20 protein-coding genes are annotated in these 21812 nt (G+C 34.6%); 7 read left to right on the forward strand and 13 right to left on the reverse strand.

Annotated elements, in window-relative coordinates; translation table 11 throughout:
* Positions 1 to 19: 19 nt before the first annotated feature.
* The 9 genes from J5U23_RS12065 to J5U23_RS12105 all read right to left on the reverse strand — a co-directional run bounded on the left by J5U23_RS12065 (position 20) and on the right by J5U23_RS12105 (position 9563).
* A complete protein-coding gene (locus J5U23_RS12065; RefSeq protein ID WP_218266307.1) occupies positions 20 to 889 on the reverse strand; it encodes an NAD(P)-dependent oxidoreductase in 870 nt (289 codons plus the stop codon).
* 22 nt (positions 890 to 911) lie between these two features.
* Positions 912 to 2024, reverse strand: coding sequence for a pseudouridylate synthase (locus J5U23_RS12070; RefSeq protein WP_218266308.1), 1113 nt, complete (start codon positions 2022 to 2024; stop codon positions 912 to 914).
* Positions 1993 to 3336 carry a signal recognition particle protein Srp54 gene (locus tag J5U23_RS12075; protein WP_218266309.1) on the reverse strand — a complete coding sequence of 448 codons (1344 nt, stop codon included), beginning with the start codon at positions 3334 to 3336 and terminating at the stop codon, positions 1993 to 1995. Before J5U23_RS12075 ends, J5U23_RS12070 begins: the two co-directional genes overlap by 32 nt.
* Before the next feature lie 2 nt (positions 3337 to 3338).
* Positions 3339 to 3734: a translation initiation factor IF-5A gene (locus J5U23_RS12080; RefSeq protein ID WP_012711261.1), complete on the reverse strand. Its 396-nt coding sequence runs from the start codon at positions 3732 to 3734 to the stop codon at positions 3339 to 3341.
* Between the two features lie 344 nt (positions 3735 to 4078).
* Positions 4079 to 5248: a DNA topoisomerase IV subunit A gene (locus J5U23_RS12085; protein WP_218258439.1), complete on the reverse strand. Its 1170-nt coding sequence runs from the start codon at positions 5246 to 5248 to the stop codon at positions 4079 to 4081.
* Positions 5245 to 6837 carry a DNA topoisomerase VI subunit B gene (locus tag J5U23_RS12090; RefSeq protein ID WP_218266310.1) on the reverse strand — a complete coding sequence of 531 codons (1593 nt, stop codon included), beginning with the start codon at positions 6835 to 6837 and terminating at the stop codon, positions 5245 to 5247. The genes J5U23_RS12085 and J5U23_RS12090 overlap by 4 nt, the downstream gene beginning before the upstream one ends.
* 28 nt (positions 6838 to 6865) lie before the next feature.
* On the reverse strand, positions 6866 to 7804 hold the full coding sequence (locus tag J5U23_RS12095; protein ID WP_218260832.1) for a deoxyhypusine synthase: 939 nt from the start codon (positions 7802 to 7804) through the stop codon (positions 6866 to 6868).
* Positions 7801 to 9249: an RtcB family protein gene (locus tag J5U23_RS12100; protein WP_218258442.1), complete on the reverse strand. Its 1449-nt coding sequence runs from the start codon at positions 9247 to 9249 to the stop codon at positions 7801 to 7803. The genes J5U23_RS12095 and J5U23_RS12100 overlap by 4 nt, the downstream gene beginning before the upstream one ends.
* Positions 9250 to 9323: 74 nt before the next feature.
* Positions 9324 to 9563, reverse strand: coding sequence for a hypothetical protein (locus tag J5U23_RS12105; RefSeq protein ID WP_218258443.1), 240 nt, complete (start codon positions 9561 to 9563; stop codon positions 9324 to 9326).
* 74 nt (positions 9564 to 9637) lie between these two features.
* Between J5U23_RS12105 and J5U23_RS12110 the strand changes: the two genes are divergently transcribed.
* Both J5U23_RS12110 and alba2 read left to right on the forward strand, forming a co-directional pair.
* Positions 9638 to 12436 carry a DEAD/DEAH box helicase gene (locus J5U23_RS12110; protein ID WP_218266311.1) on the forward strand — a complete coding sequence of 933 codons (2799 nt, stop codon included), beginning with the start codon at positions 9638 to 9640 and terminating at the stop codon, positions 12434 to 12436.
* Between the two features lie 111 nt (positions 12437 to 12547).
* On the forward strand, positions 12548 to 12817 hold the full coding sequence (gene alba2, locus J5U23_RS12115; RefSeq protein ID WP_012711268.1) for a chromatin protein Alba2: 270 nt from the start codon (positions 12548 to 12550) through the stop codon (positions 12815 to 12817).
* Here alba2 and rgy read toward each other — a convergent pair.
* A complete protein-coding gene (rgy, locus tag J5U23_RS12120) occupies positions 12782 to 16282 on the reverse strand; it encodes a reverse gyrase (RefSeq protein WP_218266312.1) in 3501 nt (1166 codons plus the stop codon). The genes alba2 and rgy overlap by 36 nt on opposite strands.
* 120 nt (positions 16283 to 16402) lie before the next feature.
* Here rgy and alba1 point away from each other — a divergent pair, with 120 nt between their 5' ends.
* Both alba1 and J5U23_RS12130 read left to right on the forward strand, forming a co-directional pair.
* Entirely contained in the window at positions 16403 to 16696 is a 294-nt protein-coding gene (alba1, locus tag J5U23_RS12125) for a chromatin protein Alba1 (protein ID WP_009992406.1), read from the forward strand.
* Between the two features lie 81 nt (positions 16697 to 16777).
* Complete coding sequence (locus tag J5U23_RS12130) at positions 16778 to 17098, forward strand: hypothetical protein (RefSeq protein ID WP_218258446.1); 321 nt, start codon at positions 16778 to 16780, stop codon at positions 17096 to 17098.
* On the opposite strand, the gene J5U23_RS12135 is transcribed toward J5U23_RS12130, so the two are convergent.
* Positions 17073 to 17357 carry a hypothetical protein gene (locus tag J5U23_RS12135; protein ID WP_218260836.1) on the reverse strand — a complete coding sequence of 95 codons (285 nt, stop codon included), beginning with the start codon at positions 17355 to 17357 and terminating at the stop codon, positions 17073 to 17075. The two genes, J5U23_RS12130 and J5U23_RS12135, sit on opposite strands and share 26 nt — an antisense overlap.
* Positions 17358 to 17448: 91 nt before the next feature.
* Between J5U23_RS12135 and J5U23_RS12140 the strand changes: the two genes are divergently transcribed.
* On the forward strand, positions 17449 to 17955 hold the full coding sequence (locus J5U23_RS12140) for a hypothetical protein (protein WP_218266313.1): 507 nt from the start codon (positions 17449 to 17451) through the stop codon (positions 17953 to 17955).
* Here the strand turns inward: J5U23_RS12140 and J5U23_RS12145 are convergent.
* Both J5U23_RS12145 and J5U23_RS12150 read right to left on the reverse strand, forming a co-directional pair.
* Entirely contained in the window at positions 17944 to 19626 is a 1683-nt protein-coding gene (locus tag J5U23_RS12145; protein ID WP_218266314.1) for a DEAD/DEAH box helicase, read from the reverse strand. The genes J5U23_RS12140 and J5U23_RS12145 overlap by 12 nt on opposite strands.
* Positions 19586 to 19957, reverse strand: coding sequence for a hypothetical protein (locus tag J5U23_RS12150; RefSeq protein WP_218266315.1), 372 nt, complete (start codon positions 19955 to 19957; stop codon positions 19586 to 19588). The genes J5U23_RS12145 and J5U23_RS12150 overlap by 41 nt, the downstream gene beginning before the upstream one ends.
* Before the next feature lie 111 nt (positions 19958 to 20068).
* On the opposite strand from J5U23_RS12150, the gene gatC reads away from it, so the two are divergent.
* Both gatC and gatA read left to right on the forward strand, forming a co-directional pair.
* A complete protein-coding gene (gatC, locus tag J5U23_RS12155; protein ID WP_218266316.1) occupies positions 20069 to 20362 on the forward strand; it encodes an Asp-tRNA(Asn) amidotransferase subunit GatC in 294 nt (97 codons plus the stop codon).
* Positions 20363 to 20366: 4 nt separating this feature from the next.
* Positions 20367 to 21791: an Asp-tRNA(Asn)/Glu-tRNA(Gln) amidotransferase subunit GatA gene (gatA, locus tag J5U23_RS12160; protein WP_218266317.1), complete on the forward strand. Its 1425-nt coding sequence runs from the start codon at positions 20367 to 20369 to the stop codon at positions 21789 to 21791.
* Positions 21792 to 21812: the final 21 nt, after the last annotated feature.

Raw genomic sequence — 21812 nt, forward strand, 5'->3', positions numbered from 1 at the left:
TAGGTATAAAAAGGGATTTTTAGGTTTTGGGAGAAAGCTTCTTAAAGACTTCAACAATTGAAATGAAATCGACTTCTGAATATCCTAATGCTTCAGTCATTTTATACAGTTGTAATGCTAATGACGAAATTGGCGTAATTATCTTTAAATTTTGAGCTTCCTTTATGACAATCTCTAGATCTTTCCTCATGTGTTTAGTGGCAAACTGAGTTGAGTAGTCTTCTTTTAGTAATTTGGGTGCTTTTAATTCAGTCGTGGGAGATCTGGCGCTACTTAAGGTGGTTAAAATATTGATAACTTGCTGAGGATCTAACCCAGCTCTTATTCCAAAATTATAAGCTTCCGCTATGGCTGCCACATAGGAGCCTAAAAGTAAGTTATTTACTAGCTTTGCATAAAGTCCCATACCATTAGGACCCATATAAACCACTGACGACGCCGTTTCTTTAGCTATATCATTAACGATGTCAAACTTATCCTTAGGTCCACCTACTAGTACTATCAATTTCTTTTGTTCAACAAATATTGAAGTTCCTATGACTGGGGCGTCGAACATTGTACCTCCATTACTTTCTATTCTCTTAGCTAAGCTAATACTTAACGTTGGGCTTATAGTACTCATATCGATTAAAATTTTACCTTTCATTAGTGGTATTAAAGGTTCGACTATAGACTTCACTGCATTATCATCAGCTAACATTGTTATTATAACATCTGATGATTCTGCAAGTTCTTTAGGATTTAGAGCCCTATTTACCTTATACTCCTTTACAAAACTTTCAGCTTTTTCTTGAGTTCTATCGTATACCACATTAAGTTTATTGGCCTTAGCTAGATTAGCTCCTATTCTATACCCCATTATACCTAAGCCTATAAGACCTACCTTCATAAACTAGCATTATCTTTAGCAGCTAAAAAGATTTTAGATAAGTTCCAACTATATCCTTGATTCTTCCCTTAACATCAATTAAATCAATAGATAGTATTATAATTTCGTATTGAGACTGTAGTTTACTTAATTTCTCCTTAAGCTCACTAAATGATTTGACGTCAATGAAGAGGTCGTATATGTTTCCATATACTCTTACAGCTTCACTTAAACTACTTGTAGAATAAACTGTAACTCTATATCTCCTCATAGATGGTTTAGCGGATGATATGGCTTGTAATTCCCTCTTTCCAATGGTCATTACTTTGGAAATATTATACCCTCCTATCTCTATCTTATCTCTTTCCTCGTTTTCTATAACAATAGGGTACTCTGCAAGGACCCTTATACTCGTGGGTTCAGAAAATGCGAAAATAATCTTTTTCTGAAGTAAGGTATCAAGTCCTTCATTTCCTTTTTTGGAGAACCAAGAGGATATCGGTAGGTTTCTATTTAAACGATTATAAACGCATAAGGTTTTTATATTTTTGGATATAATAAATATTTGCCTATTAGAAATCCTATAAACTATTTCTATTTCGGGGTTTTCCATGTTTGGGGGATATCCTCTTTCCGCTAACATTTTACCTACTTCCCTTTTTATTTCATGTTTTACACTCTCGTAATATATGAGAGTAAATTCTCTAATGATTTCGTTTTCCTTCCTCTTAGTCTCTTCATCTAATTCAACACCAAGTACATAACTTTTAGTACCTAATCCAGATAACAGTTTGAACGCTTTGTCAAAGAAATCTTGTTTTATTTCATCTATTTTATTTTGGCATAAATAGCAAGGATGAGTGTAAAATTCTGAAGAGAGATAAAGCTTGTACCACTTTTCCGCTATTGGTCCGAGATTCTCCATTATACTTTTTATTGAAATAAGGTCAACTATTTTATGATCTTTTATCTTTTCGTCCAAGAACATCATTAACGAAATCTTTATAGCCTTACCCCTTTCTTTATTCTCTAATCCATATCCTAGTCTTGCAAAACATCTTCCTAAACAGCTATCACACAAGGGATATTTTGATAATATTTGTATAGCTTTCTCAATTATTTTATTATCCGATTTTCCCTCCGAAGAGTTTATCAATACTGCCCCTCCTTCTTTTTACCATTTTCAAAAGCTTATTCATGTTGTTATACCACTCTAAAAGTTCTCTTACCTCTTCAACCTCTAATCCTGATCCTTCAGCTATTCTTCTCATTCTCGACTTATCAATTATACTAGGATTTTCCAATTCCTTATACGTCATAGAATTTAAGGCTGCTAGCCATCTCCTAATCTTTTCCTCTCCTAATTTCAATTGGTCTTCGCTAGGGGTGGGAAGCATAACACCTAAACCCGGGATATGTTGTAGCACTTTAGAAAGGGGACCCATTTTCCTCAAAGCCATGATTTGTGCATAAACGTCTCTAAGTGTTAGCTTTCCTCTACCTTCCATAACATCTTCCATTTTCTTTTGTATTTTCTCGTATTCCTCTAATCCTTTAACTTTCTCTAGAATTGATTCTATATCTCCCATCCCTAATATTCTAGAAACATATCTCTTGGCATTGAATATTTCTAATTCGTCTATTTTTTCTCCAGTACCTATAAACTTTATCGTAGCTCCAGTAGCTGCTACTGCTGACAACGCTCCGCCTCCCTTTGCAGTGCCATCCATCTTCGTTATTATTATAGAACCGATTGGACTTGCTTGATGGAATCTAGATGCTAAATCATAGGCTTTTTGTCCAATGGACGCGTCAATGACCAAGATTACGTCATCGGGTTTTAATGCCTCATATATCTCCTTCATTTCCTCTAGAAGCTTAGTCTCTTCACCATATCCATGCCGTCCTGCAGTATCTACTATGATTATATCCATTTTGTTCTTTACAAACGTATCAACTCCTTTTTTAGCTATCTCCATGGCGTTTTGATTATTTGGTTCTCCATATACTGGTATTCCAATTTGATTACCTAACTGCAACAATTGATCATAAGCAGCTGGCCTATACACATCAGCCGCCACTAAACCTACTTTATAACCTCTTCTTTTGTAGAAATAAGCTAATTTCCCTGCAGTGGTTGTTTTTCCGCTTCCTTGAACACCAACCAACATTATTATAAAGGGTAACTTAGTGGGATTAACATTAGGTTCCTTATCTCCGCCAAACAATTTGGAAAGTTCATCATAAACTATAGAAATGAACCATTCCTTCCTTTCTAAAACAGATGGAGGCTTTTCCTTATTTAGCCTTTCTTTAATCTTGGCGGTTAATGAAAAAACTAGCTTTACATTTACATCTGATGAAATAAGAGACTTCTGAAGTTCTTTTATAAACTCATCTACAGCCTTCTCGTATGGTGTAGACCCTGTAAGGAACTTTCTTACGGCATCCCTTATATTTTCTAACATTATTACTTGACCCTAACTATTTTTCTTCTTCCCATTATTTCCCAATACTCTAATTCCGCATTAGGTCTTATTTTAGAGGCTAGTTCGTCCTCTGTTGGTTTCTCGATCTCGAAGGTCTCATAAGTTTCTAAATCCATTACTTGTATTTTGTCACCCATATCTGCAATTATTTGACCAATATGCTTTTCTATGATGGGAACTTCAACTTGCTGATCTACTGGAGCCATTAAAGTTTTTTTAGCTCCGCTAAAAACGCCAATTGCAACTACATTAGCTTTTGCGCTACCGTGCTTACCCGTTTTAGCCTTAGTTACTTCTACAACCCTACAAGGCTCTCCGTCTATTACTACATAACTACCTACCTTGAGCTCACCGACAGTCGTGTACGTTATGCTCATCTTTAACCCTCTATGATATAAAAAGTGTTAAACTTTAAACTCTTACTCTTATTAAAAACGCTCTGAGCTTTGGCCCCTCATCACTTTTCAGGCCTAGCTAGGTCTTCACAGCAATTTTATTTTATTTAAAACTAGATATTAAAGTATGCCATGGAAGATAAGGTGTGCAAATTGTAATACTGAGAAAGTATTAAATATTAGCTTTGATATAAGTTCACAAAAAACCATATATATCTATTGTAATGTATGTAAGAGGAATACTTTTAATGAGATTCTAGGTTATTATGAATAGGAGTGATGAAACCCATGAAATTGATGAAAATGAAATAACCTGTCTCGGCTGATTAAGCTATATAATCCTTATTGGTTATCTTTTCTGGAATATATTGGAAGGCGAGAAACTTAAGACCCTTGCTTGCCATAGCCTCTATTTCCAACTTAGCCTTCCTCTGTAGAAAAGTATTTATCTCCTCTTGCCATGCTTTAGTCTTAAACCACTCATAGTTTTTAATCTCCTCAGCTCTCTTTATGTCTGCATCTTTAGCCTTAATTATATAATTCTTTCTCTCAGCTTCACTTAGATAGGGTTTCTTTCTGGAGTTACCGAAGATATCACCCATTGATACGCCTAAAAATTTAGCATCTGGAGTAGCTAGTCTCTCACTCTCATAAGATAAAGAGATTGACCCTATCCTGAAAACACTAAATATATACCATCCGTAAGGGTCAGCATCAGTTAAGATATAAACTGGCAATTTTAACTCCTCATTAAGTCTTCTAACAAATCTTCTAGTAGCCCTATCTGGTTGACCGGCACTAGTTATTAAAATGGACTTGTACTGTTTCCAAAAACCAGCTCTATGTAATTGTTGGAACACTGCATCCTTCTCCACTACTAGCACAAATTCTGCATCTACGTCAATGAAATCTATCAAATCTGGAGTAGGTTCAATTGCATAGGCTCCATGACCGGTTTTACTTAGATCTATTACATCATTTCCACTCCTTATTCTTAAATTACCTACAACTTTACCCTTTTCCTTACTGAGAATTAGCATTTCTTCTCTAAGAAGAGATGTAAATACTTCAATGTCAACTATAACACTATCGGACTCCTTTTGCTCATCCCATGTGTTCTCTTCGGATACAATCTTATTGCCTTCGATCGACTTTAACAAAAGTGAGTGTTTTCCTCTGTAATAAAGGTCACGTATCGTGGGGTATTCGTCACTCACTAAAGCATCGTAAATTATTGATGCCATTAACACAGTTTGCATAAATCGCTTCGCTTCGTTCAAATCTAGGAAATTCCTCCTGAGTTTCTTTTCTCCCAATAATAGCAGCTTTCTTTTTTCGTCGTAAATCGCATTAGATAAAGTTCTCATCGGGATTTCCATCACTAGTGGCTCGCCTTTCTTGAGTTGCTCAACTAGATTAAGGAATTTATCACGCAGTATATTAGCAGCTTTCCTTCTCGCTTCCTTATCAACTTTTGATATAAATTCAGAACTCATTCACTATCCACCCTATAGACCTTTCTATATTCTTCAATGTTAATCAAATCTAATTTCTTAGAAATAAGTTTAAATAAACCTTCTGAGATCTCATTCTGGTACTTAGATACTAACTCTTTATTGCCAGATGCTAAAAAGGTTGCTAAAGATCTGCTAACCTCTGGTATATATTTTAAATACGCAAGTAATTTCTTCTTAGCTTCTTGTTCCTTTCTCTTCTCACTCAAATACTGTTTAAGTTTTCGTGCGACTTCCATCAATGCGTTCTTTATTTCCTTCTCTATATCCTCTACTTCAGCTATACTTTCCTTTCCAGCACTCTTATATGGTATCTTGGTACTACATAAATGAACCATTACCACCATTTGATATTGATCCGACTCAATACCATACCTTTTCCAATCCAGCTCTTCAACGACTTTCCATATGACATCTGATTTCTCGTCGTAAATTAACGGAATCTTATTGGCATATCTTAAAACTATAGGCTCTTCACCAACGGGTATACTACCGCCAAATGCGACACCTGCTTCAACTATGAATGGATGCCCTTGGTAAGCTTTAGGTTTCCTAGTTATAGAGGCTGCAAAGTCTGGATTAAAAATCTTTTTTAAACCTAATTCAATTAAATCTTCCCCTATTACAGAAAGTGAATCCGCTGATGGGGATCTAAAATCCTCATACTTTTTAAAAGTCTCAACTAACCTAGTTATTTCCTCTTCTGTTAGGTTCTTAACTTTCTTATTGGGCTTTAATCCAGCTAATTCTAGGATCTTATCTGCAGTAGTATCCCCTATACTTTGAAATTCATTTACCAAAAATTCTTTTATGGTATAGTCTCTCTTTAGATTATTTATTAGTATCTTTATTTCTTCCCTATCTACTCCATAGGGATGAGGCTTAACTTCTTGTGGCGGCTTAGGAATCTTATTTGTTAATCTCGGATAATACGTTACATTTCCTTCAGGATCTTTGAAGATAAATTCTGCGTAAGGGGTAATAATGTAAGTCCTCTTAATATACTCGTAAATTCTTGATTTAGCTTTAGGCCAATCTCCCGGTATAGAAATTGCCACGGACGTTCCATGAAAACCCCTAGTGTTTTCCACAGATCCCCTTTCTACAATTATTGGCTCGTTCTTATTTATATCAATTTTTAACTTAAAAGTGTATATTCTTTTAGAATTTACTGGGGAAGTCTCTATTTCTATGGGCTTATCTTGATGCATTTGGCTATAGAGAACAGCTGCCTTTACACCTAGACCATACATACCCCTAGTTTGCCTATTTACATATTTCGAACTGTATAATACTCTACCAAAGGCATTGGGAACCTCCTGGGGAGGAATACCTATTCCATTGTCAACCACATTAACTTTATATATTTGCCTAGCGTCGTCAATTAAGTCAATCGTAATCTTAATATTAGGCAATATCCCGTGCACATCGGTAGCGTCCAGCGAGTTCTCTATTAACTCTCTAACTGTTTGGTAAAGAGCCCTCGCTGGATTAGGGAATCCGGCCAGCTCCGGATTCCTTTTAAAGAATTCTGCAGGGGATAAGCTTGTAAACTTTTCTTTAGCAGACATGAATGTTACACCCTATATATTAGAATATTTAGCTTAATAAAGACGCGGCCAAAATAGGAACTATTATTGTCGCATCTCCATATATGGTTGCGTGTTTTGCGTTTGGTCTAATCTTGTTCCAAGATATTGCCTCTCTTGGTTTGGCTCCACTTAAACTACCGTCATATTCTTGAGCAGTAGTAACATATACAGCGTAATCTAAACCGTCTTTAAACTGATTCCACCATATCGTATGGTGCTTGCTTATACCACCTCCTATTATTAATGCACCACTCTTTTTGCAAGAAAAGACCAGATCTTTAATTAGTCGCATATCCTCAAATAGATTAATCTTAAAGTTTAGAAATTGAGATTGTATAAATAGGTTTGTTCCAAAACTACCATCTACTATTCCTGGAACTATTACTGGAACCTTCTTCTCGTAAGCTGCTCTTAGAATCGAATTAGAATCACTTATCCTCTTTCCAAACTCCCATAGTAACTCATACGGTGGTATTTCCTTTTTATCCTTAGCTATTTCAGGCAAGAATTTCCTTACAATCTCCTCTATCACTTTGCCATAGGATTCAAAGGGAACTAGAACATTTCCTAATCTGTGAATTTCCAAATCTTTTAGCATCGTATCATCAATATCAAAGGAACCTTTGTAATAAACCCCGCCAAAGCTTCTAGCCAAATCGTGATCTATCGTGCCTCCAGTAGTCACTATTATGTTAAAATATCCCCTTTTCACAAGATCTGCAAATAAACCTCTTAATCCCGTAGAAACTAGATTTGCAGTAAACGATAGAAACCTTAAATCAGCGTCTTTTATCATTTCCTTAAGTATTTTAGAACCTCTTACTATACCTTCGCTGCTAAAACCGTATATCTTATCAAATACATTAACTATATCACTATATTTCTCTAGATCGCTTAATGCTATATCTTCAACTGGATTTTTTAACAAATCCTCTCTATTTATCATCCTTTGGTAACCCCTATAGGTCTTAATCGCATAACCAATTTAGCGATTTTAACTTCATGAGCAACTTTAGCTACTCTATCAACATCTTTATAAGCTCCAGGTGCCTCTTCAGCCACTACCCTCCTGGTAGCAGCCCTTACCACTATACCTTTTTCAGCTAAAGTTTCAACTACTACATTAGCGGGGTAATTTCTCACCGCAGCTTCTCTAGACATCCACCTACCAGCACCATGAGGCGCAGTAAACCATGTCCTTCTACCTTCTGGTATTCCAGCCATAACGTAGCTAGCAGTACCCATACTACCTGGTATTAAGACGATCTGACCAATATTTCTATGATCAGCAGGGATTTCTGGACTGCCAGGTGGGAAGGCTCTAGTAGCACCTTTCCTATGTACCAATACTTTCTTCCTTTTTCCCTCAATTACATACTCCTCAATTTTGGCTATATTATGCGCTACATCATAAACTATATTAAGATCTAATTTCTCTGGGTCAACACCGAACACTCTGCCAAAGCTCTCTCTTGTCCAATGAGTAATTAATTGCCTATTCGTCCACGCGAAATTAGCTCCAGATGCCATTGCGTGAAAGTAATCTTGACCTTCTCTACTCTCAAAAGGAACTGCAGCTAGTTCCCTATCTGGCAATTGAATGTTGTACTTCTTCATGGCTCTTTCCATAATTTGCAAATAATCACTAGCTACTTGATGGCCTAGGCCTCTTGACCCCGTATGAACCATAACCATTACTTGACCTTCGTGATCCACTCCTATTGCTTTAGCAATTTGAGAATCGAATATCTTATCAACAACTTGAATTTCTAAGAAGTGATTACCAGCTCCTAAAGTTCCTAATTGAGAAGCCCCTCGTTGTTTAGCTATTGGACTTACTTTCGAAGGGTCTGCCAACTCCCAACTACCATGTTGTTCCATATGATTCATATCTTCTTTCCATCCAAAGCCCTTATCGACTGCCCACGCTACTCCTTCTCCTAATACTTGATCCAATTGTTGAGAGGTAAGTTTCACTTTACCCTCGCTTCCTACACCACTAGGTACGTTTCTATGGAGCTCCTCAACTAACTGGGCTAATTTTGGCTTTACGTCTTTGTAATCTAAATTGGTTCTGAGTAATCTAACACCACAATTTATATCATATCCTATGCCTCCAGGACTTACAACTCCTCCTTCATCAATTGCAGTAGCTGCTATGCCACCTATAGGAAAACCGTAACCTTGATGGCCATCTGGTAAAACATAAATTGATTCTTGAACACCAGGTAAACAAGCCACGTTAGTAGCTTGTCTTAATGTCATATCTTGTTTCATTTTCTCAATCAAAACGTCATCTGCAAATATGGTAACGGGAACTTTCATACACTCTTGGGTACCTTTATCGATACGCCATTCATATGAATTAACTCTAGTAATGTTAATCTGCATTTTTCAATCAAATACAGATATTACTTTGCCTAAATAAAACTACACCTATTAATGGAGTATTTATTTCAATAACCTTAAATTTTCTTTTCAGCTTTTTTGCTCACTTGCTCTAATATCTCATCATATTTCTTTCTCACTTTCTTTAATGAAGAATTAATGCAATCCGTATCAGCCTCCATAACCATCTCTTTAAGGAACTTGTAGGCACAACTTTTGCTGTGAAAGTATAGTTTATCACCACTAATTTCAATTATTATTCCTTGACCTTCCGGAAAAGATCTTCCACATACATTACAAGTGTATTTATGAGACATAGATTGAACGTTGATTTTATATTTTTAAAAATAACGGTAAATGGTGCTATTCAGTAAATTTGGCGTGATAATTAATGCTAGATCATCTTGACCAGCGATTAAGAAAGCTAATAGAGGAAAAAAAATGGATTAAGCTAACTAGAGTACAAGAGATGTCCTATGAACCAATTACTAATGGATACAACACTCTCATCATTGCACCTACTGGTTATGGAAAGACTGAAGCAGCAATGTTTCCGATATTAAATAGAATGTTAAAAGAAGATGTTAAACCTGTTACTGTAATTTATATTACACCATTGAAAGCACTAATCAATGATCTTCTTTATAGAATAGACTGGTGGGCCTCTAGACTAGGTTTTTTAGTAAACAGGAAACATGGAGAAGTTCCTCAAAAGGAAAAGAACTTACGATTAAAGAGAATACCTCACATAATTGTTACTACACCAGAAGGATTAGAAATAGATCTAGACTGGGCTAGTAGGTTTAGGGAGCATTACAAAAACGTTAAATGGGTCATAGTCGACGAGATTCATGAGTTAATAAACTCCAAGCGAGGAACTCAGCTATCAATACTACTTGAAAGATTAAAACACTTCATTGGCTACGACTTTCAACGAATTGGCTTATCAGCTACAGTGAGTGATGAGAACAAAGTAGCGCAATTTCTCTTCGGATCTTCCGAAAGAAAGATGAAGATAATAAGATTAAATGATACGAGGAATTTTGAAATAAAAATAAATAAGATTGACAATAATAATTTCACTTTGTGGAGAAATGCAGCAGAAAAAATAAACCAACTAATAGAAAAGCCTACACTAGTCTTTACAAATTCTAGGTTTTCCACGGAAAGACTTCACGAAGAATTAGAAAAATTAGGAAATAAAGAAATCTACGTGCATCATTCGTCAGTTTCTAGAGACCTTAAGAACTTAGCTGAAGGAGAATTAAGAAATGGCAATGCGAAGGCAGTAGTATGCACTAAAACACTAGAACTGGGAATTCACGTGGGAGATATAAAGAAAGTAATAATGCTTAGACCACCGACTTCAGTATCCTCGTTTCTCCAGAGACTAGGCAGAAGTGGACACATAGTCCATGGAGTTCCTAAGGGAGAAATAATCTGCTTCTACGATTTCGACGTATTAGAGTCCTTAGCATTATACCTTTCAGCAAAAGATGGTAAAATGGAAAAACCTTTCATAGATGATGGATTAGATGTTGTTGCAAGAGAAATAGTTGGCATGGTATTACAAAATCAAAAAATGAGCATAGAAGAGGCTTTTAATATTATTCGAGGAACTTATATTTATAGGAAGCTGGAATTATCAAGATTGATGGATTTAATACAGTATCTAGTAAAAAATAATATAATAAAGATTGAGGAGAGCTACTTGAAACTAGGACAAGGATTCTTTAAGATATGGAGATTTAATAGGGATGCTAGAAGTAGCTGGGGAAAAGACTTCTCAGAATTCTTTTCACTAATTAACAACGACGAAACATTTGCCTTAAAACATAATGGTATAACCGTAGGTGAGATAGACGCAGTTTACGTATATAAACATGTGAGAGCAAATGATGTAATAAGAATAAGTGGAAAGTTCTGGAAAGTATTGCGTATAAATACCCATAAGAATACGATAGATGTTACTCCAGCTAATGAAGGTGAAGGTGAGATACCGATATGGAAAGGAGAAAATACATCTAAATCTTCATTAATAGTAGATTACATTAGAAAAATTATAGAAAATTTCAACGAATATTATCTTACAATGAATGAGATTATGGATAAAAATTCGAAGGAAAGTATAATTAAGATATTTGAAGAGTATAGAAAGTTAGGACTGAAAATACCCTCTGGAGATATAGTACTAGTGGAAAATAAGGAGGATGAATGGCTTTACACTGTACTGATTGACGAGAGAATTTCAAATACTTTATCTCATATATTACTTTATCTAGTAACTAAAAAATATACGTTAAACGCTTCTAGTAGAAGTTCAATATATGGTTTCTCAATAAAGGGGACTCCAGTAGATTTATTCAAAGACATCATAAATATGGATGAGAGGAAAATCGTAAAAATCGTATTAAGATCTATATTGAGATCTCCTCTTTATATAGCTACACTTAAGGAGATCCAACCAAGCTTTGGTAAAATATCAAAAATCAACACAAAAGAAGATAAATTCTTAATAAAAGAAGCGCTAAGACAGACAATAAAAAGATACTTTAGCATAAAGAAAACTCTAGAATTTATCAGAAAAGTTAGGGAAGGCAAAATAAAAATGATATATACTGAAAACGCAGGATTGTTGAGAGAAGCAGTATTCGCTCATGCTCAGATTAGACCTTGGCTTTCTGATCTAAATCTAACTATATATCAAGCACTAAAAGGTGGTGCGTATACGGTTAATGAGCTGTCAGAGATCTTAGGGATCTCAGCTAAAAGTCTTGAAAATAAGTTGAAACAACTTAGAAGAAATAACAATAAATATAAAGTAACATCATTCGTAGATGTAGATAGTAGGGAAACCAGATGGTGCTTGTACGAAGATTTCATTGATATCGTTAAATCTGAAGAATATTATTCCTCGTTCTCACCTTTAAATAATAATGAGATATTTGCAGTTAACCTTAAGTCAGGGGATAATCAAGTTGAAATATTGTTTAAACCATTTGATTTAATTAATAACCCAGAAGAGATATTGAGGAAGATTCCATTCAATAATATAGAGGAGGTTAAGGTTAGGGAAGCTATAGATACTTCCTATCAATTTCTACAAAAATATTACCATGTAGGTAAAGATTCTATAGTATACTTATTGCTAAATGCTGTCGCCTACTTGCAAAGCTTAAAATACTCTTAAAAATAACTATCTTATTAGTGATGATGCCCTTCAATTTGATTGATGATAAGGGCCCGTGTTACTGAACATTAGATTTATTTTTGCATATCCACTTATGACTCGTGAGAGAAGATGACAGAAAAATTAAATGAGATAGTAGTTAGAAAAACAAAAAATGTAGAAGATCATGTTTTAGATGTAATTGTCCTATTTAATCAAGGAATAGACGAAGTAATATTAAAAGGAATAGGAAGAGAAATTTCTAAAGCAGTAGACGTTTACAATTCATTAAAGGACAGATTAGGAGATGGCATACAATTGGTAAATGTACAGACTGGAAGCGAGGTTAGAGATAGAAGGCGTATATCATACATTTTGCTCAGACTTAAGAGGGTTTACTAAGGTAGATATCTCACTAAATATTTCTAATAACACTGTAGATGCGCTTAACTTACTTAGTGCAATATCATCCAGTTTGCTCATTAATTTCGCTGTTGTACCTTCAGATACCAGATCGTAGAATTTGGAACTTAGAAATTGGTACGCTGAGATACCACGGTTTGTTGCTATTAGATATGACTTTCTTTTACTACTAACTATATACCCATGCCTCACTAGGTTCTCTATAGTTTTCGCATATGTACTAGGCCTCCCAATCCCCTTTGATTTCATTAATGATATTACGTCCGAGTAACTTAGCAATTGTTCACTTGATCCTTTACCAGTGTTAACTTTAGGTTTAACCTCACCCAAAGGTAAATTGTACACCTTAACCGGATACACCTTAATAAACCCACCTTCAGCATTACTTAATAATTCTGCATTGATATTGTCATTCTTGTTTAGCTTTATCAAATATCTGCTCTTAGTACCTACTGCATGAGACATCTGGCTTGCCATAAATCGCCTAAAGATCAAGTCGTAAATTAAGAAGTGCAATTTGCTAAACCTTATCGAATACTTATAAGGATTTTCCTCTATTTCTTGAATTAGCTCATTAACATCGATAGCTCTAGTTGGTCTTATTGCCTCATGAGCACCTTCTTCTGATGATTCCCACGATCTGGGAACAAAATCTTTAATAAGCCCTTGCTTTTGAAGATACTCCTTAGCTATTTCTATTCCTACAGAGGAAATATGAGTACTATCAGTTCTATGATATGTTATTAGGCCAGCCTCAAATAAATCTTGAGCAATCTTCATTACAAGATTAGCTGGTAGTTTATATTTCATATTAGCCTCAATAAGTAAAGTGTCTGTAGTAAAAGGAGGCAAGGGGGATAGCAATATTTTTTCTTCAAAGATTTTTTCAATCTTAACGACTTGTAAATTATTTATATATTCCTCCATTTTCTTTCTTTCACTGAAATGCATTTTAATGGGGTACCCTGCAATGTCGATATAAACCACATAACCCATTGCACTCTTGTACTTAATCGTTTTATCCACTATCCAACCTAAAACCGGGGTTTGCACTCTACCTGCACCATGATTATGCCCATTAAACTTCGTTTTTAGTAAGTTACTTAGCGTGAAACCTATCCACCTATCTTCTATCCTTCTAACTATCTGACTCATCACTAGATTAGTATTGATCTTCATGGGATTCCTTAATGCCTCCAATATTGCCTTCTTAGTAATTTCATGGTATGTTATTCTGTAAATATTGGAGTTATATGGAGACAAGAATGAAGCTAGATCATATGCTATTTTCTCACCTTCAGTGTCGGGATCAGACGCTATGAACACTTTATCCACTGACAACGCCAGCTCTCTAAGTAAATTAATCGTAGTCTGAGCTGTTTGAACGTTTGTAGAACCACAGTAAGGGCATTTATCTGAAGCAATAGAAAATGTCTTATTACAATCTAGGCATTTCTTTATTAAGTCATAATATGGTTTTATAATCCCACTATACTCTATTTTTATCCCATAATATCCTATATCCTCTAAGGTCAGATCTACAATATGACCTTTTGAGGCTACTACATCTAGCACATATATTTGATTGCCATCTACTATGATAGTTTCGTATACTGGTACTTTATTTATCACCCTAACCGAAGGTCTGCTAAACATCTTAGCTATAGTCTTTGCTTTTGTTGGAGATTCTACTATGAGTAGACCAGTTGATATATTAAAATGTACTCTATTTCCCTCTTCTTTTCTAGATTCTTCCAGTTTAGTTTTTATTTCAGATAAATTTATATTAGATAATGAAGTAAAGTTAGTGTTAGGAAACAATTTCTGCATTTTCTTTTTCAATATTTCAAAGATATGTTTATCATCTACCAGAATTATTGAAAACCCAAGAGTTAATCCCCCATTGTAAAGTCTACTTGCCCTTCCAGAGCCTTGTAAATACGTTATCATATCTGGGTAAATTATGTAATAATTCGTATTCTGCTTAGCAATTACGAAATTATCTGAAATTAAAGTCTCCTCTCCTATCTCCTTTAACTTATCTTTAACTAAGGAAATATAATACAGTAATTCCTGTCTTAATTGCTCTAGTTTTTGATAGTTTATAGTCTCCCCTTTTATTATAGAGAACTTTAACAACTGAGCCTCAGAAGGGCTCAGTACCAAAATCTTATTCTGTAACTCCGAGAAATTGACTCCAATCATTTTGCCTACTCTTAGTAAAGTAAATGGATTAGATAAGGCATCAAATAGCTTAGCCTTTATTTTTGGGACTCCATAATATATTACATATTTTAGTCTTTTAGGCTCATCAATTCCTCTAACAGCAACACCGTAATAAGATGCAGAACCCACTAGAATATCTACTTTACCTTGAGAAAAATCATCAAGGAATTTTCTTCCACTTATTGCTAGCTTAGCGTTGAAACCTAAATCTTCGACATATTTCTTTATTTCATTTAATCTAGATCTTCCATATTCTTTCGAGACTAGAATCAACCCACCACTTCCCAACTCCTTAATTATTGAAAGATCTAGATTGTCCGTGTAAGTATCAATGATATTCCTAGCGTACAACTGAATAGAAGAGGGTTCAAAACCGGTTAGTAACCTTAAGGCCTTTTGCTTAATACCTTTAGGTCGTATTGTCGCGCTAGCTATAACTAGCTGGGAAATTTTATCCTTAAATTCAGCTATCTTAAGTTCCAATTCCCTAATTTTCTCTTTAATTTCTTCCGTAAATTCATTAGAGAAATAGTATTTATTCCTTAATCTAATAAGTTGAATTGCACTTTCATAGACATCATTTGGAATCCCCAATAGACTAACCAATCTATCAGTAGTTTTACCACTTTTGATTACCGCATCTGCGTCGTCTATTGCTACAAAGTTTGGCTTATAACTTGTTATTGAGTCCGCGTTCTTATTAAGGTAACTTATTGTTATTACGCTTACTTTCCTTTGATCAACCTTTCCACAAGATACTTGAGCACCCAATTTCTCTAGCCTTTTACAAACTTGTTCCATTAAGGACTTTGTAGGAACAATATATACTACGTCTTGGCCGATAAAGACGGAATAGGTCATCAATGTGGTTGTCTTTCCTAATCCAGTAGGAGCTGACATAGTGAAGCTCTGATTACTTACAAGCCTTCTTAACCATAATTTCTGGAGGGACCAAGGTTCATATCCAGTTTTATCTTTAAAATATTTAAATACAGTTTCAAATGTAGTAATATTATAATATAAATTCCAGTAATTTTTAATCTTATCGTTATCGAGTAGGATATTGTATAGCGCTTTTACCTTTGAAATATGATCTATACCATCAATTCCATTAATATACGGTAAACAAGTCTCGCATGGTAGACCATTCAGTAACCTATCAGCAGAAATATCCCCACCACAGTTAGGGCAGGAATTTTTATACATTACATTAATCATAGCTAGAAAAAAACTTTATGATGGTAAGATCTTTTAAAAGAGTTATCGAAGTGTTACTCTATTCGGTTAACTTTTTTAGCTTTATATGAATGTCTATTTGAGACCAAATAGGTGGAAAAGATGAGCAGCGGAACCCCAACTCCAAGTAATGTAGTCTTAATAGGAAAGAAACCAGTAATGAACTATGTCTTAGCTGCATTAACTCTACTAAATCAAGGAGTTAGCGAAATTGTAATCAAAGCTAGAGGAAGAGCTATTAGTAAGGCCGTAGATACTGTGGAAATAGTAAGGAACAGATTCTTACCAGACAAGATAGAGATTAAGGAAATTAGAGTAGGAAGTCAAGTAGTAACAAGCCAAGACGGAAGACAATCAAGAGTTTCAACAATAGAAATTGCTATAAGGAAAAAGTAAGTGTCTGAGTTTTTTAGACTTTTCTTTTATTATGCGCTACTTTTAATAGGGAGCTTAACATAAAATATTCTTGCGATATAAATGAGCCAGCCTACAATTAAAGTTGAATTTGAGGGAAAGGCAAAAATAGGAGAAATGATGGGCAATTTTAAAGCTATACAATTGAAGCCAGAAGATTTCTCCAGCCCATTAGCATTACAAATGGCGCTCTCTAGAATATACTCTGAGTTGATGAACATGATGAATCAAAGGCAAGAACTCCACTATGTTGCTGATGTAAAATTTACAGACTCTATGGGAAACCCAGTAAGCGTGGGAGTAGATTTTGGAGACAAAATACCGCCATTAAGCAAGAAAGAGGTAAAAGTAAAGATAACTATTGAATTCTACGACGAAGAGTAACTCTTCTTTCCAAATAAGGTTTTGCCAAGAAGGAAAGAACAAAGTCGTCAAAGGGATTAAGCCTATATTCAACATTACTTAGTTTAGTTATTAGGCCTATTTTAGTCATATAGCTTATACTATTATATGTTACTTTTTTAGAAAAATAAGGTCCTAAAACAGAAAAAGCGTCACCTATATTAAATTTCTCATATCTAAATTTCTTGAAAAGAAGAAAATATATTATTACCTCCCTCTTTTTAAGCCATCTCATATTCATCAGCCTGGTTACTCATCAACCATTCAGCCCTTACAAGTCCATACATCCTTAATATTTTTTATTTATAGTATACCTCTTAATATTGCTTAATATGCCTTACGTAGACGTTGACAGCAAAATATGTAGACCTAATGAGGTAAAGGAAATAAAAGAGGGAGATATAATATTAGTATATCCTGCTACTCTAAACGTAAATGGAAAAATAGTAACTTTCCCCCCGCTTTCATTAATTAGCGAGGAGTGCACAAACGAGATTAAAAATTTGAGCTGGGTAGAAGGTATAATAGTAAACCAAGAAATATTTCATAACGTGACTTTTCTCAAATGTGAAAACTATATTGAAGGAGAGATAGAAATTTTAGAACCTATCCTTCTTACAGCTTTCACTTTTAAACACATGATTGGAGGTAAAATAAAAGGCTACGCAAGCCAGCTTATTAAAGGTATACCTCTATTAAAAGTAAATAACCAACCAATAATAAGCATAGATAAGGGAAAAGTTAACGTTGGACTCTGTTTTTTAGATAAGAGAGATATTCTAGTAAGATTACTGGGATATTCTGTATTTTACTACATAAATCCATCTTCATCGATCTAAAGGACTAAGTTTATCTTGATCCTTATCGAAGTTTTCGGAGGATTGATAAGGTATACCCTCAAATGTGAGAATATCAGTTTCTTTTCTCTTTTTAGCCTGATACTCCTCTGGAGTACCACTTACAACTATCTCATAAAGTTTTGCTTGCTTACCATTATAGGGCCTCATAATCCTACCTAATCTTTGAATAAACTGCCTTCTAGAACTTGTTCCAGTTACAATAATTCCTACATTAGCATCTGGAATATCGATTCCCTCATCCCCCACAGTAGTCAAAACAAGAATTCCTGCACTCATAGTTTTAAAGGTTGCTAAAACTCTCTTCCTCTCCTCTTTAGACATCTTACCGGTTAATAGTAAACAGTTATACCTTCTAGCTATTTCTTCAGCTTGATCAACGTACTGAGTAAATATTAGAATCTTTCCTTTTTCGGATTTAAGTATCTCGTCTAATGCCCTCATTTTCTCTGAAGCAAAATTCACTATTTTTCTCATTTCATTATAAACCCTCATGGCTTCAATAGCACTTTCATCACCTTTCTTTACTAACTCAATTAACTCACTTACCTTTCTGCCTTTAGATAATGCCTTAAACTTGTTTAATAACTCATTGTACCTTTTTCTCTCTTCTAAGGTTAGTCTTACTTTTTTCTGAATAATTTCATAGGAGGCTAGATAACCTAACTTGGCTAGTTCGGTAACTGACTTATAATATACTATTCCACCTATTAGGCTAAATAACTCATTGTGTTTATTATCCTCTCTATGGGGAGTCGCCGAAAGACCCATCCTATAAGGAGCTATTAAGCCTTCTGCTATTGCTTTAAACTTATCTGCAGGTAAATGATGAACTTCGTCCACTATTAGTAGGTAAAATTTATCAAATAGTTGTGGAAGATGCCTATACGCCGTATGATAAGTAGTTATGGTTATTGGTCTTATTCTCTTTTCCTCTGAGTAATAAAACCCAATGTCAGGTCTTTTTGAGGTAAACTTTAGTATAGCTTCTTTCCATTGTAGCATTTGCTCTTTGGTAAAGGTTACAATGAGAGTAGGCTTTTTGATTACATCTATACCTTTTATTCCAACTACTGTCTTTCCAGCCCCTGTCGGAAGTGCTATGACTCCCCTATTTCCATTCTTAATCCAATTTTCTATGGCCTCTATTTGATATTCCCTTAATTGCCCATTAAATTCAAACTCAAACTCTTTAAATGAAAGGTTTAATTCCTTGACCTCTAATCCATTTTCTCTCAATTTTTGCAATAGGTTATAATAATCCATTGGACGTATTATGAATCTTCTATTTTGCTTATCATATTTGATTTTGAATTTGTACTCCCCATTCTCATTTCTCTCATTAATTTTCTCTAGAACGTCTGCAAGATAGGTATATGGTTTCATAATTATTTTACCGGCCTCTATTTCAAAGGAACAATCCATGAGTTTTTCCTTCAATCTTGCAAAATCCTCTTGAGAAAGCTTCACATCGTAATCCTCTAAAATTTCCATTATCTCGCTTGGTTTTACTCCATTTCTTTTAGCTCTTTCCAAATCAATTACGAACTGAGATCCATTACTATCTCTTCCTAAATATCTCGAGAACAATAATAATCTCTTGAAATCATCTTCATCTAACCACTGTTTGATATAGAAAGTCCTCAAGGACATTTTTAATCACTTCAACATATATAACCTTTAAATTAGAACCAAGAATATTTATAAGTTCCGAAATATCCCCTACATCATAAATAAAGTATTTATCTCCATTAAAATTTGAGAAAACTCCTATCGAAGGCAAATTATATCTAGACTTGCTCATTAAAAGTATTTTATATACATCATTTAAAAATGGATTTACATATAAAATTAGACCATCTCCATTATCTAAAGTGATACCTATAAAGTTCTTGCCTAAAGCTTCTGCTTCAGAGAAACCGTATTGTAATGCTTCTTCCAATCCGATCCAAGGTAAATTTGCGATCAATTCCTCTATTTTCACAACTATTATGTTAGGAAAAAGCTAGTTTAAAATGTATCGTGGCCATTAGATTTAATTTAGGCAGATTTTTTGCTGAATGAAAATATAAACTAGTTCTCTGAAGTGTTATCAATGAAAATAGAGGTCAATGAGAATTTAATTAAACATTTAGAAAACTTATCTTTAATTCAATTAAGTCAGAATGAAGAAAAAATGTTGGAAAATAATATAGCAAATATCATAAAATTCTTTGAGAAGATAAACGAGCTTGATTTAAGTAATGTAGAACCACTATTTCATCCTCTCCCTCAAGGGAGACTAAGGAAAGATACTCCAAGAGATCCATTAGATAGGGAAAATGCACTCAAAAACGTGAAAAGAAAAGAAAACGGATATATAGTAGGACCTAGAACTTACGGTGAATAAGATTATGATAGTGGAATTAGTCAATGATTTAAAAAATAAGAATTTAGAGGCTGAAGAGTACGTTGAGAGAACTTATGAGAAAATAGGCAAATACGATAAGTACACCAACGCGTTTATAACTATTAGAAGCAAGGAAGAGGTATTAAGGGAAGTAAAAGAAAACATTAACAAAGGGGGCAAATTAGCAGGAATACTAATTGCCATCAAGGATAACATCTCAACCAAGGGAATTAGAACTACTTGTGCATCAAAGATGTTAGAAGATTACATACCTCCATATGATGCTACAGTTATAGAAAAATTAAAGAAGGAAGGAGCGGTAATTGTTGGTAAAACAAATATGGACGAATTCGCTATGGGTTCAACTACAGAGACGAGTTATTTTGGTCCCACTAGAAATCCTTGGAATTTAGAAAGAACCCCTGGAGGTTCATCTGGAGGTAGTGGAGCAGCTCTAGCAGCTGGTTATGTCGAATTGGCGTTAGGTAGCGATACTGGAGGTTCTATAAGAGCGCCAGCTGCATATAATGCAACTTTTGGTTTAAAGCCATCTTATGGCACAGTGAGTAGATTTGGTCTAGTAGCTTATGCAAATAGTTTAGAACAAATAGGACCTATGGCTAGAAATGCTGAAGACTTAGGATTGCTTTTCTCAATAATTGCTGGACCCGACGATAAGGACGCTACTACAATTGACTTATCTCTAAATTTTGAGTTTAAGGAACAGAACGTGAAAAACGTTAGGATAGGTGTTCTTAGTGATATTTTAGAAATGTCAGAAAAACCAGTATCTGGTGTGATAAAAGATGTTATAGATAAACTATCTAGTGAAGGAGCTCTAATTGAAGATACTAAATTAGGTAATGCAGAATACGCACTACCAGCATACTACATAATAGCAATGTCTGAAGCAAGCTCTAATTTAGCTAGATATGATGGAGTTAGGTACGGATATAGCAAATACATGGAAGGGAATTGGCGTGAGGTTTATGCTAAAAATAGAGGAGAAGCGTTTGGTATAGAGGTAAAGAGGAGGATCCTCCTTGGTAGTTTTATCTTAAGTGCTGGATATTATGAGGAATTTTACCTCAAGGCATTAAAGGTTAGAAATTTACTTAAGAAAAGCCTAGACGAATTATTCAAAAAATATGATATTTTAGTCTCTCCTACAATGCCTATATTACCGCCTAAAATAGGTGAGGTAATCAATGACCCTGTGAGAATGTATGCAATGGATCTAAATACTGTAATAGCTAACTTAGCTGCAATACCAGCATTATCGTTGCCAGCGGGATTTTATAATGATTTACCAATAGGATTACAATTAATGGGAAAATATCTATCAGATATTTATTTAATTAACATTTCATCCTATATAGAGAGAAATGTTACAAAATTGTACAATTTAACAGCACCAATTAAGATCTAATAATTTTTTAATCCTATATGC

Origin of the sequence: Saccharolobus shibatae B12 (assembly GCF_019175345.1) — an archaeon.
Taxonomy (GTDB): domain Archaea; phylum Thermoproteota; class Thermoprotei_A; order Sulfolobales; family Sulfolobaceae; genus Saccharolobus; species Saccharolobus shibatae.